Source organism: Sporosarcina sp. NCCP-2331, from assembly GCF_023707945.1.
Classification (GTDB): Bacteria; Bacillota; Bacilli; order Bacillales_A; family Planococcaceae; genus Sporosarcina; species Sporosarcina cascadiensis.
The window spans coordinates 12,601-30,610 of the sequence record NZ_BRCD01000025.1; the positions used below are offsets into that span (position 1 = coordinate 12,601).

Here is an 18,010-nt window from a genome sequence, read left to right on the forward strand (position 1 = left end):
CAAACACTATATACTCAGCCGAGTAATGAAGGAGGAGTTTTTTTCATGTCTCAGAAACCCATGAAAAACCTGTTCATGCTTTCAACGAAGGGTAAGCGTATTGCAATTTTAGCAGTTGCAATGGCTTTATTTATAGCTACCACATCACTAGTTTTGATTGATGGTAAAAAGAAAAATGTCTCGTTGGCTCTAAACGGTAAGCAAACCGAATTGCGGACGGCAGCAGCAACGGTAGGGGAAGTGTTAGCTGCACATGACATAGAAGTAAAGACGCAAGACCATCTTGAACCTTCAATGAACACACCAGTGGAGAACGGCTTAGCGATCCAGTGGGAACAGGCGAGAAAAGTTACTATAGATATTGACGGCAAAGCAACAGAAATGTGGACGACGGAGCAAACGGTGCAAGATGTGCTGAAGACAGCAAATATTGAAGTCAGCACGCATGATCAAATTGAACCTGCTCTCGCCTCAAACGTTTCAGCCAATCAGCCGATCACGATTGAAAAAGCATTTCAAGTTACGGTAAAAGACGGTGGAAAAGAAAGTAGCCACTGGTCAACTTCGACTACGGTCGCTGACTTTTTAAGAGAACAAAATATCCGTCTTAATGAATTGGATAAAGTAGTAGGCGATTCAAAAGCAACGCTGACATCGTCTAATGCAACGGTAAAAATTGCACGAGTAGAAAAGGTCACCGATGTAGTGGAAGAAGCGGAGAACTTCAAAGTACAGACGAAAGCAGATCCTAAATTACTGAAGGGCCGCGAAAAAGTGGTTCAGGAAGGTAAAAAAGGAAAAGTACAGCGGAAGTTTGAAGTAACGAAGAAGAACGGAAAAGTGGTTTCTCGTGAGCTGGTAAGTGAAAAAGTAATTGAGAAGCCAACACATAAAGTAGTGAATGTAGGATCGAAAGTTATGGTCGCCAGTGCGAATACAGCTTCCGCTTCGCAGAGTAAAGGCAATGTAGGGGTATCACGAGGCAATGAACCAAGCGGCGGCCGTGAATTTTATGCCAACGCCAGTGCCTACACGGCATATTGCAATGGTTGTTCAGGAAGAACGGCAACAGGCATCGACTTGCGCGCAAACCCGAATTTAAAAGTGATTGCGGTCGATCCAAGCGTGATTCCATTAGGCTCAAAAGTGTGGGTTGAAGGCTATGGCTATGCAGTAGCAGGAGATACAGGCGGCGCGATTAAAGGCAACCGTATCGATTTGCATATGCCGACCAAAGCAGCGGCTTATCAATTTGGACGCCGTACAGTGAAAATTAAAGTAATCAACTGATAGATTGCCGGTAAAAGAGAGCGAGACTTTCTTTTACCGGTTTTTTCATGTGCCGGTCAAAGGGCCTGTATGGTTGTACAGCATGTGAAAAAACTGTAAAATAGAAAGAATGATAAGGGCAGAAAAGAGGAATCTTGTGAATATAGAAGAAGTCATCGTAGTGGAAGGAAAATCGGACACAGTCGCTGTCAGGCGGGCAACAGGTGCGGATACAATTGAGACAAACGGCTCTGCTGTCAATGAAAAGACTATAGAACGGATTCGTCATGCGCAAAAGACGCGTGGTGTCATCGTGTTTACAGATCCAGATTTTCCCGGAAGGCGCATTCGTGCGATTGTGGAAGAAAAAGTTCCGGACGTTAAGCATGCTTTCCTGCCGAAAAAAGATACGATTGCGAAAAACGGCCGCGGACTCGGGATTGAGCATGCCAGTGATGAAGCAATTCGCCGTGCGTTGGCTTCTGTTTATACAGTCAATGAGCATACTATAGAAGAGGTCCCTATGTCTATGCTGCTCGAGGCACGGCTGATCGGCCATGAAGATTCCAGAAAACGGCGCGAACGACTGAGCGAGCTGCTGCAAATTGGCCAGGTCAACGGTAAAGGATTAAAAAAGCGTTTGGAAATGTTTCGGATTTCCCAAAAACAATTAGTCGAGGCATTGACAGTTCTTGACGAGGAGGAAATGACAACTGATGTATAAAGACATCGCAACACCGATGAGGACGAAAGAAATACTACAGAAACATGGATTTTCATTCAAAAAAAGTTTAGGACAGAACTTTCTGGTGGATCCGAACGTTCTGCATAATATCGTATCTCACGCAGATATCACGAAGGAAACTGGTGTCATCGAAGTGGGACCTGGCATAGGGGCGCTGACAGAGCATCTGGCGCGTCAGGCAGGAAAAGTGATAGCGTTCGAAATAGACGGCCGTCTGCTGCCTGTACTGGAAGATACGATGTCTCCTTACCCGAATGTCACGGTACTTCATCAGGATGTGCTGAAAGCGGATCTTCATCAAGTGATTGAGGAGCATTTCGCCGACTATGAGGATATCGTGGTTGTCGCCAATCTGCCGTATTATATTACGACACCGATTATCATGAAATTCCTGATGGAAAAAGCGCGGGTCATGCAGCTGGTGATCATGATGCAAAAAGAGGTGGCGGACCGGATTACTGCTGTGCCGAGCACCAAAGCATACGGCTCCTTATCGATTGCCGTGCAGTATTATATGGATGCAGAAGTGTCAATGATCGTGCCTAAAACGGTATTTATTCCGCAGCCTAATGTAGAATCTGCTGTGCTGCGTTTAACGCGCAGGGAAGAAGCGTATCCTGATGTGGCAGATGAAGACTTTTTGTTTACGGTTACGCAGGGTTCATTCCTTCATCGCCGTAAAACAATCTGGAATAACCTGCAGGCCTCATTGCCTGATGGCAAAGAGAAAAAGGAATTAATACAGGAGGCTTTTGAGAAAGCGGAATTGGATCCCGGACGAAGAGGCGAAACTTTATCCATTCCTGAGTTCATCAAGCTGGCAAACGCGTTATACCCTCATTTTCATATGCCGAAACCGGAGTAGAAGTCAACAACATTTTGTTGTGAAAATATAGTGAAATTTATAAGAAAACATTTGACAAATATATAGGTTGACTGTTAAAATAAAAAATTTGGTTGACAGAAATGAACAGAAATGTTATGCTAGTAGTTAGTGAGGTGTAAGCAACATGCCAAAAACATTAGCAGACATTAAAAAGTCACTGGACGCTCATTTAGGAAAACGTCTCCACCTAAAAGCGAACGGCGGTCGTAAAAAGACGATCGAACATGCTGGAGTATTGCGCGATACGTATCGTGCGGTTTTTGTAGTTGAGTTAGACCAGGATGACAATGCGTTTGAAAGAGTTTCTTACAGCTATGCAGATATTTTGACCGAAGCGGTTGAAATAACAATTCTTGATGGTTCAGATCAAACGGCCTTTATCATCAAATAATTACCAAGCAATTTTAATTTATTTCCTAGTAAATCCGCCTGGAATGTTCTGGCGGATTTTTTGTTTTGGAAAAGTAACTTGTACACGGTCTGTATCACAATCGGTTTGACAACTTGTCATGTATGTATTGCGAAAATCATGCTGCAGTTTAAACCCGCTTCGGCGCTGGGGGATTGCCTTACGCTGATGTTGGAGGATGTATATCATGGTGCTTGTTTACAGGATGCGAGCTTAGTTGGTGTATTTTTTCTACTTTGTAATTGCATTGATCAAAAAGCTTTGTATTTGCAGAATAGTAAGTATGGCATGAAACATCGCTACTATCGTTATATTCTCGAATAGTATGCTCATACTACCTACCCACACAAAAAGTCTTGAAACACCAGCCAGTGTACCGGAGTGGAAGGCGGCGACTCCGGGAGGATCAGCCCGACAGGTAAGACAACTTGCGGGAGCGAAGCGACCAAGTTGGCTTACCGCGGGCCCTCCGGAACGCGTCCGCCTGGAACGCAGGGAAACGGTATCCACCCATTTACTATTCTATACTGCACAAGTCAAATCCATGGAATAGACTACCAAGCACATGTTTTAGTGAAGAGCCTTTACCATTCATGAAAGTTTTTTTGTGCCGGCACCTTATCGTGCATAACTTTAGTTAATTTCATTATTGCAATGCGTCAAGCGTACATAATATACAAGTCTTATCTATAAAAAGAAAGAATAATTCCTCCCATATACCACATGCTACACATGTCAGCCAAAGGAGGAAAGCCGAATGGCCAGAAAAGGTGTCATGTCAGAACAATTGAAAATAGAAATCGCGAAAGAATTGGGCTTTTATGAGACAGTGCAGCGGGAAGGCTGGGGCGGTATTCGATCACGTGATGCAGGCAATATGGTGAAACGTGCAATTGAAATGGCAAGCAGGCAGGCAGAGGAGAAAAAGTAACTTCCAATGTCACGGACAATCCAATAAAGGCTGACAAAAGGAACTGTAAACGCGAAATGCGCTTTACAGTTCTTTTTTCGTTTATTCCTCCTACGTTCTATCTATTGTGTGGTAATATAATGAGCAAGAACATGCTGTGGGGAGGGAGCTTTTATCATGATTTACGAAAAGGCGCCTGCAAAAATCAATTTAACGTTAGATGTGCTGAATAAACGGCCGGATGGATATCATGAAGTTGAAATGATTATGACAACTGTCGATCTGGCTGACCGTATTTGGCTGCGTCCTACACGGGACCGCAGCATTACGATTAAGTCATCTCATCGTTTTGTGCCGAATGACCGGAAAAACCTGGCGTATCAGGCAGCGGACTTATTGCGGAAACGTTTTCGAATAAATGAAGGCGTGGAGATTACGCTGGACAAGAATATTCCGATTGCCGCAGGGCTTGCCGGCGGCAGTTCAGACGCGGCTGCTGCATTGCGCGGTCTGAATCGACTGTGGAAACTCGGACTGTCACTGGACGAGCTGGCGGTGCTCGGCGCGGAAATTGGTTCAGACGTTTCATTTTGCGTTTATGGCGGCACAGCGATTGCCCAGGGACGCGGCGAGAAAATCACTCATTTGCCGCCACCTCCGAATTGCTGGGTCATCCTGGCGAAACCGGTAATCGGTGTGTCTACCGGAAATATCTATGGACAGCTTGATCTGGCGTCTATCAAACATCCGCAAACGAAGACGATGATGGAAGCCTTACAGGAAGGTGATTACGAAAAAGTGTGTTCATCTTTAGGTAATGTACTCGAGCCTGTCACAATGAATCTGCATCGGGATGTAGTGGTGCTGAAAGAGCAAATGGAGCGTTTCGGCGCAGATGCTGTGCTGATGAGCGGCAGCGGCCCAACGGTGTTTGGCCTGGTCAAGCATGAATCACGCGTACCGAGAATTGTTAATGCGCTCAAAGGATTTTGCCAGGACGTTCATGCAGTACGAATGTTGGGTGAACGTGTGACAGTTGATTAATTCCGTACGATTATGATAATGTACTTATAATTCATTCGGATTTAGGAGTCGGTATTTATGAAGTGGAAAAGAAGTGAAAGGCTAGTCGACATGACGCGCCATTTGCTGGAAAATCCGCACACACTCATTTCTTTGACGTATTTTTCTACTAGATACGCTGCAGCCAAATCCTCCATCAGTGAAGATTTAGGCATCTTAAAAGAAACATTTGAAGAGAGCGGTACGGGGCGGTTAGTGACCATATCCGGTGCAGCAGGCGGTATTAAATATATTCCTTTGGCAAGCAAAGAAGAAATACAGCAAGTGATTGATTCGTTAATGGAAGAGCTGGCCCAGTCTGACCGTCTGCTTCCAGGCGGTTATCTGTATATGACAGATCTGCTCGGCAATCCAAAGTTTCTCGATCGAATCGGCAAGGTGATTGCTACTGCGTTTTTTGATGCAGGCATTGATGCCATCATGACAGTGGCTACGAAAGGGATTCCTATCGCGCATGCGATTGCCCGGCATTTGAATGTCCCGGTGATTGTTGTAAGGCGTGACAGCAGAGTAACAGAAGGTTCCACGGTCAGTATTAATTATGTGTCAGGTTCTGCACGCCGGATTCAAACGATGGTACTGTCGAAGCGAAGCATGCAAAGCGGCCAGAAAGTGCTGCTGACGGATGATTTCATGAAAGTTGGCGGAACCATTCATGGCATGAAAAGCTTACTATCAGAGTTTAATTGTGAGCTTGGCGGGGTTGCAGTGCTCGTAGAGGCGGAACATCCCGAAGAGATTTTGGTGGATGACTATCTGTCTCTGATTAAACTGCACGCAGTGGACGAGAAACACAGAAAGATCGAGCTAGAAGAAGGAAACTATTTTTCGAAAGGCGGTAATGAGAAATGGAATATGTAAAAACAGAACAGGCACCACAGGCGATTGGCCCGTATTCTCAAGCGGTGAAAGTAAACGGAATGGTCTATACATCAGGAGCAATTCCATTGAACGCAGCGGGTGAACTTGTAGAAGGCGGAATTAAAGACCAGACAAACCAAGTGTTTGCCAATCTAAACAAGATTCTAGAAGAAGCGGGATCAAGCCTGCAGCAAGTAATCAAAGCAACTGTATTCATCCAGGATATGAATGAGTTTGCTGAATTAAATGAAGTATATGCAGAGCATTTCGGTGACCACAAACCGGCACGTTCCACAGTGGAAGTCGCACGTCTTCCAAAAGACGTACGCGTTGAAATCGAAGTAATTGCGCTTTGTAAATAATCTCAACAGTCAAACAGGCGGTTCCTATTTCTAACACAGACATGGGAACTGTTTTTTATTAGGGTACTCTTAAAAGGAAAATTTGGGATGCAATGAAAATAGAATTTAAAAATTCACAAAAATTCTATTTTAATCTGAGTGAAAAACTAGTATTATAGAATCAACACAAAAATTCTGGGTAAAAAGAGGAAATTTTCCATTCTATCTAGAATATATACATTGTGAATAACTGACAACAAGGGAGTGGGGAAAATGGAGATTACAGATGTGAGATTACGCAAAGTAGACACAGAAGGCAGAATGAGAGCGATTGCTTCCATTACGCTGAACGATCAATTTGTCATCCATGACATCCGGGTCATCGAGGGGAATGACGGATTATTTGTGGCGATGCCGAGCAAACGCACGCCAGACGGGGAATTCCGCGATGTAGCGCATCCAATCAATTCTGATGCGAGAACAAAAGTACAAGAATCAGTCTTGGCAGCTTATCATCGAGTTGGGGAGCTTGAGGAAGTTGCGCTTTAAACTAATTGAAACAAAAGAAAGCGTTCTCATATGATTGAATCAGCCAGAAGGCCGTCTATTCGAGTAGATGGCCTTTTGGTTTCATTATATGATGAAAGGGTATAAACAAGACATTCCTGTTAGTTTGGGTTAGTGATTTAGCGGAGTACTGCAAAATCCGCAAAAAGATTAATAATGATAAAAGATAGTTCTGCAATTGTCAAGGGAGTATGCTTGAAAAACCCTATCACTTCCTATATAGTCAATATTGAATTAAGGATGGGGGCCGGCAGATGACAAACACATATGCTATCGTCCTGGCAGCAGGACAAGGGACTCGTATGAAGTCGGATTTATATAAAGTGCTTCACCCGGTCTGCGGTAAACCGATGGTAGAGCATGTTATCGATCATATTCGCCATTTGGATGCAGACCGAATCGTTACCATTGTTGGTCACGGTGCAGAAATGGTAGAGCAGTCATTAGGAAATAAAAGTGAATACGCGCTGCAGGAAGAACAGCTCGGCACAGCACACGCGGTGCAGCAGGCGGAAGAGGTACTTGGCAATCTTGACGGTACAACGCTTGTCGTCTGCGGGGATACGCCGCTGATCAGCAGCGAAACAATGAAGGCGTTACTTGCCCATCATCATGAGTCGGAAGCAAAAGCTACAATACTTACTGCAAACGCAGATGACCCGGCAGGCTATGGCCGGATCATCCGCGCAGAGAATGGTGACGTATTGCGAAACGTCGAACATAAGGATACAAATGATGAAGAACGCAAAGTAACCGAAATCAACACAGGTACGTATTGCTTTGATAATCGTGCATTATTCGAAACACTGAAACAAGTGAACAATGAAAATGCCCAAGGTGAATACTATCTTCCGGATGTCATCGGCATTCTGAAATCTAAAGGACAGCGCATCTCGGCATACACGACACCGAACTTTCACGAAACATTGGGTGTCAACGACCGTGTAGCGCTTGCCCGGGCAGAAAAAGAAATGCGTCACCTGATCGCAGAAAAACATATGCGCAATGGTGTAACGATCATTAATCCGGAACAGACTGTGATCAGTGTGGATGCACAAATCGGCCGCGACACAGTCATTCAGCCGGGCGTGATGATTGAAGGACCGACAAAAATCGGCACGCATTGTATTATCGGACCCAACAGTCATTTGCAGAACAGTACAGTGGGCGATCACACGACAGTCCACTCTTCTGTTGTACTGGACAGCCGGGTAGGCTCAAATACCGCTGTCGGTCCGTTCGCACATTTACGTCCTGATTCCCAATTGGGCAATCACGTAAAGGTCGGGAACTTTGTTGAAGTGAAAAAGTCTCAGCTCGGCGATCACAGTAAAGTATCTCATTTGAGCTATATCGGAGACGCAGAAATCGGTACGAATGTAAACGTCGGCTGCGGTACCATCACAGTCAATTATGATGGCAAGAATAAGCATAAAACCGAAATACAGGACAACGCATTTATTGGATGCAACGCCAATTTAGTAGCCCCTGTGACAATAGGGAAAAATGCTCTTGTAGCCGCCGGATCCACTATTACAAAAAATGTTCCAGAAAATTCACTTGCAATTGCGCGTGTTCGCCAAGAGAATAAAGAGGGATACGTAAAAAACTAATCTTACCCAACTAACAGGAGGGCCATCATGGCAAATCATTATCCAAACAATAAACTGAAAATCTTTTCGTTAACTGCGAATGAACCACTGGCAAAAGAAGTAGCAGAACAAGTCGGACTTCCATTAGGAAAATGCTCAGTCAAACGCTTTAGTGATGGAGAAATCCAGATCAATATTGAAGAAAGCATTCGTGGCTGTGAAGTATTTGTTATTCAGTCTACTTCCAACCCGGTAAATGATAACTTGATGGAACTCCTCATCATGCTGGATGCACTGATGCGTGCTTCTGCGCGCACAATTAATGTGGTTATGCCATATTACGGCTATGCACGCCAAGACCGCAAAGCGAGTTCCCGTGAACCGATCACGGCGAAATTAATTGCGAATTTATTGGAAAAAGCAGGTGCAGACCGTGTAATCGCGGTAGATTTACACGCCCCTCAAATCCAAGGTTTCTTTGATATTCCGATCGACCACTTAATTGCTGAACCGATCTTGACGGAATATTTCCAGGGCCTAGGTTTAGCAGGTGATGATCTTGTCATCGTATCGCCTGATCATGGAGGCGTTACAAGAGCGCGTAAAATGGCGGACCGCATGAAAGCGCCGATTGCGATTATCGATAAACGCCGACCGCGTCCCAACGTGGCAGAAGTCATGAATATTGTTGGAAATGTAGAAGGGAAAACTGCAATTCTAATCGATGATATCATTGATACTGCCGGTACAATTACCATTGCAGCGAGCGCGTTAATTGAAAGCGGAGCGAAAGAAGTGTATGCTTGTTGTTCACATCCTGTATTATCCGGTCCCGCAATTGAACGGATAAACAACTCGCAGATTAAGGAATTAGTTATTACGAATTCCATTAAATTGCCGGAAGATAAACAATCTCCGAAAATCAAACAGCTGTCAATTGCGCCTTTATTGGCATCTGCAATTATTCGGGTGTTTGAGAACAAGTCTGTAAGCACGCTATTTGATTGATGACAAGTTACCTGATGTCGTCTGGTATTGAATGTTTCAAGAGTTAGAAAAAACTTTTTCAAAGGAAAGGTGACTATACAAATGAGCACAATGCAGTCGAACTTAAGAGAAACTGACAAAACAACACTGAAGCACTTACGAAGTGACGGATGGATTCCTTCCGTAGTCTATGGTTACAAGACAGAAAGCACACCGATCTCCGTTAAGGAGCGCGACTTAATTGATACGCTCCGCGAAACAGGAAGAAACGGTGTTATCAAATTGAACGTAGACGGCAACGATGTAAATGTCGTGTTAAGTGATTATCAATCTGACGTACTTAAAGGAAATATTACGCACGCTGACTTTTTGGCAATCAATATGACAGAAGAGCTAGAAGTTGAAGCTGCGATCAACCTGGTTGGCCAATCACCGGGTGAAAAAGAAGGCGGGACAGTTCAGCAGCCGCTGTGGGAATTGTCTATTCGTGTAAAGCCGTCTGATATTCCTGATGGCATTGACATAGACGTTTCAGAACTTCAGATCGGAGATACTATACTTGTCAGCGATATTCGCGACAAAGTGAAGTTCGAAATTCTGAATGAAGATGAAACAGCACTGGTCACGATTTCTGCACCTCGCACAGAGGCAGAGATGGAAGCGCTGGATGAAACAACTGAAGCAGAAGCAGAACCAGAAGTAATTGGTGAAGATAAAGCAGCAGAATAAGTAATGAAATGGGCGCACGGAGTTTGTAACGTGCGCTCCTTTTCTATGCATATATCGATCGCTCAGAAAAGGAAGAGAAGCAAATGAGATTATTTATTGGACTCGGAAATCCCGGAAAAGCGTATGAGAAGACGCGTCATAATATTGGTTTTCAAGTAATTGATGAGTTGGCAAAACGCCTGGAGGCACCGCCTTTCCAGCAAAAGTTCAATGGGCACTATACGACTGTTCATACGGCACAGGGGAAAGTAATCCTGGTAAAACCGATGACGTATATGAACTTGTCAGGAGAATGTGTGCGCCCGCTGGCTGACTACTTTGAAGTCGATGATGAAGAACTTGCTGTCCTTTATGATGACTTGGATCTGCCGGCAGGTAAAATCCGTTTGCGTCAGAAAGGAAGTGCGGGCGGTCATAATGGAATGAAGTCATTGATTGCACATTTAGGGACTTCAGAATTTAACCGGATCCGCATAGGTGTAGACCGTCCGACAGGCGGCATGAAAGTTTCAGACTATGTATTGGCTCCTTTTACTAAAGAGGAACTGCCGCTAATGGAAGAAGCCGTCCAGAAAAGTGCAGATGCTTGTGAAGCCTGGAGCAAGGAGACACCTTTTCTTGAAGTGATGAATAAATTTAACGGATAAGCATAACATATGAATTCTTTGCCTATACTTTGTAAAAGGAAGGTGAAGAGTACGTGATCCGTTATTCTTGCAATCACTGTCACACGGAAATAGGTTCGATTCCATTTGAAGCAGCGAAGGAAACCCTCAGCCAGATTGAGAAGCTGGAAAAAGAAGAGAAACAATCTATGTTGTCCGTCGATCATGACGGGGGTCTGCATATACGCTGTATTTGCGAACACTGTGAACAATCGCTGAAGTCGTTTCCGGCCTATTACACCTTAAAAAAATGGTTACAATAGTAACAGTTGCTTTGGCGCTTACAGCCAAAGCTTTTTGTGCATAAAGCTTTCTGTTATGAAAGAGAAAACTAGACTTGGCAGACAAGTCATAATTGATATATAGAGAGGATTATTCGATTGGAAGTACTAGATCAGCTATTTTTAGAAGAAAAAGAGATTCAAGGTCTGTTGAGTGATTTGCAGACTGGACAAGATCAGCAGTTGGTTACCGGGCTCTCCGGAGGATCTAAAGCTATCTTCTTTAAAGTGATCCAGCAGTCATTGAAGCGGCCGGTCTTAATCGTCTCGCCAAACATGCTTCAGGCACAGCGCACGTATGAGGATCTAATCAAGATGACAGATGAAGATCATGTTCATCTGTATACGGCGGAAGAGCTGGTCGCTGCGGATTTTTCATTCGCAAGCTATGAGCTGCGGGCGGGCCGCATTGAGACACTGGATCATATGGCGCGCACAGGCAGCGGAATTTATATCACTCCTGTGGCGGGCCTCCGAAAACTGCTGCCGTCAAAAGAGCGGTGGCTGTCAAATTACATCACGGTAAAAACGGATGAAGAGATTGATGTCGGCATTTGGCTTGAGAAACTTGTTTCGATGGGCTATATACGTCAAGACTTGGTCAGTGCGCCAGGTGAATTTGCATCGCGCGGGGGGATTCTGGATATTTATCCGCTGACGATGCAGGAACCCGTGCGAATCGAGCTGTTTGATGCAACGATCGATTCAATCCGTACGTTTTCAGCTGAAGATCAGCGTTCGACAGGCAAGCTGGATACTATTACACTACTGCCTGCGACGGAGTTCATTTGGTCGCAGGAAGAACTGCTGCAAGTATCCCGTAATGTCGAGCAGGCATTGGGTGACAGTCTGACACGAATCAAAAGTGAAGAGCTGCAGCAGCAACTGCTGACGACCATTATGGAAGACATCGGTCTCATGAAAGACGGAATTGTCCCGGATACGATGAAAAAGTATGCCTCATTTTCATCTGAAGCAAGCGCTATGCTGACAGATTATTTTCCTTCAGACGGCCTGATTGTATTTGATGAATTAGGACGGATTCAAGAATCGGTTGCCACCTTGGAAGCGGAAGAGCAGGAATACCAGCTGGCGATGCTTGAAGACGGCAAAATGCTGCATGACACGAAGCCGGCATGGAAATATGAGCATGTGCTGAGCGAAATTCATCAGCTTAGGCTATATCTGTCTTTATTCACGCGTACGGTGCCCGGTTTCACCATCAAAAAAACACTAGCGATTTCCTGCAAGCCAATGCAGCAGTTCCACGGTCAGATGCCTTTAGTAAAGAATGAGATTGAGCGCTGGAAGAAAGAGAATTTCAATGTCTTCCTTCTCGCGTCTTCAGATGAACGCATGAAGCAAATTCAAGAAATTTTGCGGGAATATGATATAGAAGCCGTGTTTAATGGCTCGCCGACTAAAGAGGGAACGCTGTCGATTATTGAAGGGGAGCTGACAGCTGGTTTCGAATTGCCGTTTCAAAAGCTCGCGGTCATCACAGACACTGAATTGTTCACGGGCAAGCCCAAGCGCAAAGCCCGTCCGCCTAAAATTACAAACGCGGAACGGATCAAAAGTTATTCGGAAATTAAACCAGGCGATTATATTGTCCATGTCCATCACGGAATCGGCAAATATTATGGTGTCGTGACGCTCGAAGTGGGCGGTCTGCAAAAAGATTACCTAGATATACGCTATCGCGGGGAAGATAAATTATTCGTACCTGCCGATCAGATTGATTTGATTCAGAAGTATGTTGCATCAGGAGAGAAAGAGCCGAAGCTGCATAAGCTTGGCGGAGCAGAATGGACGAAGACGAAACGTAAAGTCACAGCTGCCATCCAGGATATAGCGGATGATTTGATCAAGCTGTATGCCAAACGGGAAGCGGAAAAGGGCTTTGCTTTCAGTGAAGATGATGATTTACAGCGCTCGTTTGAAAATGCTTTCCCGTATGATGAAACAGCCGACCAGCTGCAGTCGATCGGTGAAATTAAGAAAGACATGGAAAGAGAACGCCCGATGGACCGGCTGTTATGCGGGGACGTAGGCTATGGAAAGACCGAAGTGGCGATCCGGGCAGCATTTAAAGCAGTTACCAACGGCAAGCAGGTAGCCTTTTTAGTGCCGACAACCATTTTAGCGCAACAACATTATGAAACAATGAAAGAACGTTTTGCGGATTATCCGGTGACTGTATCCTTGCTGAACCGATTCCGTACGAAGAAAGAGCAAGACGAAACAATTAAGGGTTTAAAAGCGGGAACGGTCGACATCGTCATCGGCACGCACCGATTGCTTTCAAAAGATGTAATCTACTCAGATCTAGGGCTGCTGGTAGTTGACGAAGAGCAGCGCTTTGGCGTGACGCATAAAGAGAAATTGAAACAGCTGAAAAATAATGTCGATGTACTGACATTGACGGCTACACCGATTCCGCGGACATTGCATATGTCGATGGTCGGCGTGCGTGATCTGTCTGTCATCGAAACACCGCCTGCCAACCGTTTCCCGGTCCAGACCTATGTTATGGAGCATAACGGCGGATTGGTGCGGGAAGCGATTGAACGGGAGATGGGCCGCGGCGGGCAGGTATTTTATTTGTATAACCGCGTAGAAGATATGGATCGAAAAGTAGAGGAAATCCGTGAGCTTGTGCCGGAAGCGCGTATTGCATCCGCACACGGCCGTATGGGAGAAGCTGCACTGGAAGCGGTGATCATGAGCTTTCTTGAAGGGGAATATGATGTGCTCGTCACCACAACAATCATTGAGACAGGAATCGATATTCCGAACGTCAACACACTGATAGTCCACGATGCCGATCGCATGGGTCTGTCGCAGCTCTATCAATTGCGGGGACGTGTCGGGCGTTCAAATCGTGTAGCTTACAGCTATATGCTCTATCAGCGCGATAAAGTGCTGACGGAAGTGGCGGAAAACCGTCTCCAGGCAATCAAAGAGTTCACAGAGCTTGGTTCGGGCTTTAAAATTGCGATGCGTGATTTATCCATTCGGGGTGCCGGAAACTTGCTGGGTTCACAGCAGCATGGCTTTATTGATTCGGTTGGGTTTGATCTATATTCTCAATTGCTGCAGGAAGCGATCGAGGAACGGCAGACGGGCGTTGCCAAGGAAGAGAAGACCGATGTCGAAATTTCCCTGCCGATCAATGCTTATCTTCCTGAAACGTATATTCGGGACGGCTATCAAAAAATTCAAATGTATAAACGTGTAAAAGCGATTGAGAACGATGAGGATTATGTGGAATTGGTCGATGAGATGATCGACCGGTTCGGCGATATGCCGCTTGAAGCAGATTTATTGCTGCGTGTCGGTCGAATGAAAGCATGGGGGCGCACGGCTGGTGTAGAATCTATTAAAAAGCAGCAGAATATGGTGGAAATCAGGCTGACTGTAGAAGGAACTGCACGCGCAGACGGCGCCAAGCTTATGGAGCATTCATTAAAATTTGGCCATGCTGTTGGACTGACTCTTGAAAACGGCCAGATTATCGTGACTGTGAACGAGAAGAAGTCAAATCAATTTACGGAGTTTGACATGATTGAGGATATGGTGCACACCATGCAGGAGACGGCAAAAGAAGATTGATCAGCAGATTCCGCGGAAATCCTTCATTGCATAAAATGACCAATGATGATGCATACTACTCTCAGAAATACATTTCATTTCGAGAAAGTGAGGCATTATACATGAAGGCAACGGGTATTGTCCGCAGAATTGATGACTTAGGCAGAGTGGTCATCCCAAAAGAAATCAGGAGGACACTCCGAATTCGTGAAGGAGACCCTTTAGAGATATTCACCGATCGAGAAGGGGAAGTCATTCTAAAAAAGTACTCACCTATATCAGAGCTTGGCGAATTTGCAGTGGAATATGCAGAAACTCTGTATGAAACGCTTGGAACGCCTGCTTTGATCAGTGATCGTGATGAGATGCTGGCGGTGGCGGGTCTGTCGAAAAAGGACTATGTCAACCGTCAGTTGTCAGCATCTTGTGAAGAGCTGCTGAACGACAGGACGGTTATTGTAGAAAAGCATGAAAAGTCAGTGGAATGGGTGCCTGGACAGGTGGAACAGATTAAATCCTATTGTATGGCGCCGATTGTGACGAATGGAGATGCAATTGGTGCAGTCTATTTATTGTCCAAAGTTCATTTTGTTGGGGAAGTGGAACAAAAAGCAGCTGAAACTGCAGCGAATTTCTTAGCAAAGCAGATGGAAAATTAAACAGATGCGGTTATTGTGTCAAATTTTTATCGGAAAACTCACAGTCCAGAGTAATGGGATTGTGAGTTTTTTGTTTGTGGAGTTAGTATGTGCAGGTTTCGTTACTCGACTTTGAAGGAAGCTTAAATACGGTGTGAATTTGCAGTTTGAAGCCGCTTCGGCGCTGGGGGATTGCCTTACGCTATGAGCCTACTGGCGAAGAGCATGCCAGCAGTCTCACAGCAACGGCCGACCCCGCAGTTGCGCCTACGCTGGTGTGGGGAATGTATGTTATGTTGCTTTTTGCAAAGTGTAAATTTAGGTGGTATGGTTTTCGTTTCTCGACTTTGTAAACGCATTGATCATAAGAGTCTGAGCCTTTGTAGAATACTAAGTATTGCATGAAACACCACACCTATCGTAAGAGTCTCAGACATTATGCTCATACCGCTACTCACACAAAAAGTATTGAAACACCAGCCAGTGTACCGGAGTGGAAGGCAGCCTAAGTTCGCCGCGTCCTGCGGCAACGGCTGCATGACTCACTTCGTGTGAGCCCGCGGTAAAACTACTCCGGGAGGATCAGCCTGATAGGATGAGACAACTAAAGGGAGCGAAGCGACCAGTTGGCTCACCGAGGGCCCTCCGGAACGCGTCCGCCTGGAACGCAGGGAAACGGTCTCTTTCCGCATAACCCTATATTCACAATCAAATCTCAGACTGCTGATGAAATGGATAGTCAAGCACACGTTTTTAGTACAGAACTTTAATTTATTTCGATTTTCTCCGTTCTTGCCGAGGATTGGACAACTTCTAACCAAAAAGCGAATATTTTTCCTTCTATATAAGGTGAAAAATTTCACATACTACTCATGTGATAAATTTCACATGACAGAAATGATTAAGTGAAGCTTTTCACATGGGTGATACGTGAAAATATTCACATAAGCCAAATCAAAAGTGAAGGATTTCACATACTACGAAATTAAGCAAAAGTCAAAACTTTTTTTAAAAAATTTTCATCTGTCAGAAAGGCCTTGACAAAGGCAATGTAACCGCTTTCCGATTTTCAATTTTTAGAGTTGATAGAATATTCCCCCTTGTATTTGCTTTGTCAATGCGTTTATAATCACTAACAACAAGAACCACCAACTATTTAACAGGACAGGGAGAGAGATATTTATGAACAGGCAATACAAATCTTCTTTACACATGCATCAAATCCACAACGGAAAAATGGAAACTGTTTCAAAAGTGCCCTTGGAAAATAAAGAGGATTTAAGTTTGGCGTATTCACCAGGAGTTGCTGAACCCTGTGTAGAAATTGCACAAGATCCGTCACTTGCATATGAATATACAATTAAAGGGAATCTGGTGGCGGTTGTAACAGATGGAACTGCTGTACTGGGTCTCGGGGACATCGGTCCTGAAGCAGCTTTGCCTGTCATGGAAGGAAAAGCTTTATTGCTGAAGCAGTTCGCAGGAATTGATGCATTCCCGATTTGTCTGGATACGAAGGACCCGGACGAAATTGTCAATATAGTCAAAGCGATGAGCCCGACGTTCGGTGCAATCAACTTGGAAGACATCTCCGCTCCGCGCTGTTTTGAAATCGAAAAAAGATTACGCGAAGAATGTAATATCCCGATTTTCCACGATGATCAGCACGGTACGGCAATTGTTGTCGGTGCTGGATTGATCAATGCATTGAAACTGGTCGGCAAAAAAGCCAATGAAGTGAAAATCGTTTTGAACGGTGCGGGCGCAGCAGGTGTAGCTATTACAAAACTATTGCTTAGCATGGGCTTTGAAAACATTATCATGTGTGATTCTAAAGGGATTATCTTTGAAGGCAGAGATTACTCCATGAATAGTGTGAAGCATGAGATGTCACGCATTACCAACCGTAACAAAATCGAAGGTTCATTAGAGCAAGCGATGAAAGGTGCAGACATATTTGTAGGTGTTTCCGTAGCAAACTTACTGACGAAGGAATTAGTTGCGAGCATGAATACTGATCCGATCGTTTTTGGTCTTGCTAACCCAATTCCTGAAATGAAACCTGAACTGGCTGAAGAATACGGTGTCCGCGTAATCGCGACAGGACGTTCCGATTATCCGAACCAGGTAAATAATGTCTTGGCATTCCCGGGGATTTTCCGAGGCGCGCTTGATGTCAGAGCAACGGAAATTAACGAAGAGATGAAGCTTGCGGCAACTTACGCAATCGCGGGATTGATTAGAGAAGAAGATTTACGTGAAGATTATATAATCCCTGATCCATTTGATGATCGTGTGGCTTCAATTGTAGCGCATGAAGTAGGTAAGGCGGCAATGCGCACGAACGTGTCAGTAGCTAAAGAAATCATACTTCCCACCCGTTAAAACTGAGTATACCGACCAATCTTTCACTATTTATGAAAGATTGGTTTTTTTATGTGCAGAGGTATTCT

Annotated in this window: 17 protein-coding genes; all 17 read left to right on the forward strand. The window is 44.7% G+C overall.

Annotation, left to right across the window (positions count from 1 at the left end; translation table 11 throughout):
- The first annotated feature begins 45 nt into the window (after positions 1-45).
- The 17 genes from NCCP2331_RS13925 to NCCP2331_RS14005 all read left to right on the forward strand — a co-directional run bounded on the left by NCCP2331_RS13925 (position 46) and on the right by NCCP2331_RS14005 (position 17,942).
- The gene (locus tag NCCP2331_RS13925; protein ID WP_251671448.1) at positions 46-1,290 is read left to right on the forward strand and encodes a G5 and 3D domain-containing protein; all 1,245 of its coding nucleotides are present in this window, start codon (positions 46-48) and stop codon (positions 1,288-1,290) included.
- 136 nt (positions 1,291-1,426) lie between these two features.
- Positions 1,427-1,993: a ribonuclease M5 gene (gene rnmV / locus NCCP2331_RS13930; RefSeq protein WP_251671450.1), complete on the forward strand. Its 567-nt coding sequence runs from the start codon at positions 1,427-1,429 to the stop codon at positions 1,991-1,993.
- Positions 1,986-2,879, forward strand: coding sequence for a 16S rRNA (adenine(1518)-N(6)/adenine(1519)-N(6))-dimethyltransferase RsmA (gene rsmA, locus NCCP2331_RS13935; RefSeq protein ID WP_251671452.1), 894 nt, complete (start codon positions 1,986-1,988; stop codon positions 2,877-2,879). The genes rnmV and rsmA overlap by 8 nt, the downstream gene beginning before the upstream one ends.
- A gap of 145 nt (positions 2,880-3,024) precedes the next feature.
- Positions 3,025-3,291: a biofilm formation stimulator Veg gene (gene veg, locus NCCP2331_RS13940; protein ID WP_081243506.1), complete on the forward strand. Its 267-nt coding sequence runs from the start codon at positions 3,025-3,027 to the stop codon at positions 3,289-3,291.
- A gap of 775 nt (positions 3,292-4,066) precedes the next feature.
- On the forward strand, positions 4,067-4,240 hold the full coding sequence (locus tag NCCP2331_RS13945) for a small, acid-soluble spore protein, alpha/beta type (protein WP_153723270.1): 174 nt from the start codon (positions 4,067-4,069) through the stop codon (positions 4,238-4,240).
- 156 nt (positions 4,241-4,396) lie between these two features.
- Positions 4,397-5,263 carry a 4-(cytidine 5'-diphospho)-2-C-methyl-D-erythritol kinase gene (ispE, locus tag NCCP2331_RS13950; RefSeq protein ID WP_153723269.1) on the forward strand — a complete coding sequence of 289 codons (867 nt, stop codon included), beginning with the start codon at positions 4,397-4,399 and terminating at the stop codon, positions 5,261-5,263.
- 57 nt (positions 5,264-5,320) lie between these two features.
- Positions 5,321-6,163: a pur operon repressor gene (gene purR, locus NCCP2331_RS13955; RefSeq protein ID WP_153723268.1), complete on the forward strand. Its 843-nt coding sequence runs from the start codon at positions 5,321-5,323 to the stop codon at positions 6,161-6,163.
- Positions 6,151-6,525, forward strand: a complete 375-nt coding sequence (locus NCCP2331_RS13960) for a RidA family protein (RefSeq protein ID WP_153723267.1) — start codon at positions 6,151-6,153, stop codon at positions 6,523-6,525. The genes purR and NCCP2331_RS13960 overlap by 13 nt, the downstream gene beginning before the upstream one ends.
- 252 nt (positions 6,526-6,777) lie before the next feature.
- Complete coding sequence (gene spoVG, locus NCCP2331_RS13965; RefSeq protein ID WP_153723266.1) at positions 6,778-7,053, forward strand: septation regulator SpoVG; 276 nt, start codon at positions 6,778-6,780, stop codon at positions 7,051-7,053.
- Positions 7,054-7,325: 272 nt separating this feature from the next.
- Entirely contained in the window at positions 7,326-8,684 is a 1,359-nt protein-coding gene (gene glmU, locus NCCP2331_RS13970) for a bifunctional UDP-N-acetylglucosamine diphosphorylase/glucosamine-1-phosphate N-acetyltransferase GlmU (RefSeq protein WP_153723265.1), read from the forward strand.
- Positions 8,685-8,711: 27 nt separating this feature from the next.
- Positions 8,712-9,671 carry a ribose-phosphate diphosphokinase gene (locus NCCP2331_RS13975; RefSeq protein ID WP_153723264.1) on the forward strand — a complete coding sequence of 320 codons (960 nt, stop codon included), beginning with the start codon at positions 8,712-8,714 and terminating at the stop codon, positions 9,669-9,671.
- A gap of 81 nt (positions 9,672-9,752) precedes the next feature.
- On the forward strand, positions 9,753-10,379 hold the full coding sequence (locus NCCP2331_RS13980; RefSeq protein WP_194841203.1) for a 50S ribosomal protein L25/general stress protein Ctc: 627 nt from the start codon (positions 9,753-9,755) through the stop codon (positions 10,377-10,379).
- A gap of 83 nt (positions 10,380-10,462) precedes the next feature.
- A complete protein-coding gene (gene pth, locus NCCP2331_RS13985) occupies positions 10,463-11,026 on the forward strand; it encodes an aminoacyl-tRNA hydrolase (protein WP_153723262.1) in 564 nt (187 codons plus the stop codon).
- 53 nt (positions 11,027-11,079) lie between these two features.
- A complete protein-coding gene (locus NCCP2331_RS13990; RefSeq protein ID WP_153723261.1) occupies positions 11,080-11,307 on the forward strand; it encodes an anti-sigma-F factor Fin in 228 nt (75 codons plus the stop codon).
- Positions 11,308-11,424: 117 nt separating this feature from the next.
- Positions 11,425-14,940, forward strand: coding sequence for a transcription-repair coupling factor (gene mfd, locus NCCP2331_RS13995; protein WP_251671453.1), 3,516 nt, complete (start codon positions 11,425-11,427; stop codon positions 14,938-14,940).
- A gap of 101 nt (positions 14,941-15,041) precedes the next feature.
- Complete coding sequence (gene spoVT / locus NCCP2331_RS14000) at positions 15,042-15,578, forward strand: stage V sporulation protein T (RefSeq protein WP_153723259.1); 537 nt, start codon at positions 15,042-15,044, stop codon at positions 15,576-15,578.
- Positions 15,579-16,739: 1,161 nt separating this feature from the next.
- The gene (locus tag NCCP2331_RS14005; RefSeq protein WP_153723258.1) at positions 16,740-17,942 is read left to right on the forward strand and encodes an NAD(P)-dependent malic enzyme; all 1,203 of its coding nucleotides are present in this window, start codon (positions 16,740-16,742) and stop codon (positions 17,940-17,942) included.
- The last annotated feature ends 68 nt before the right edge of the window (positions 17,943-18,010 follow it).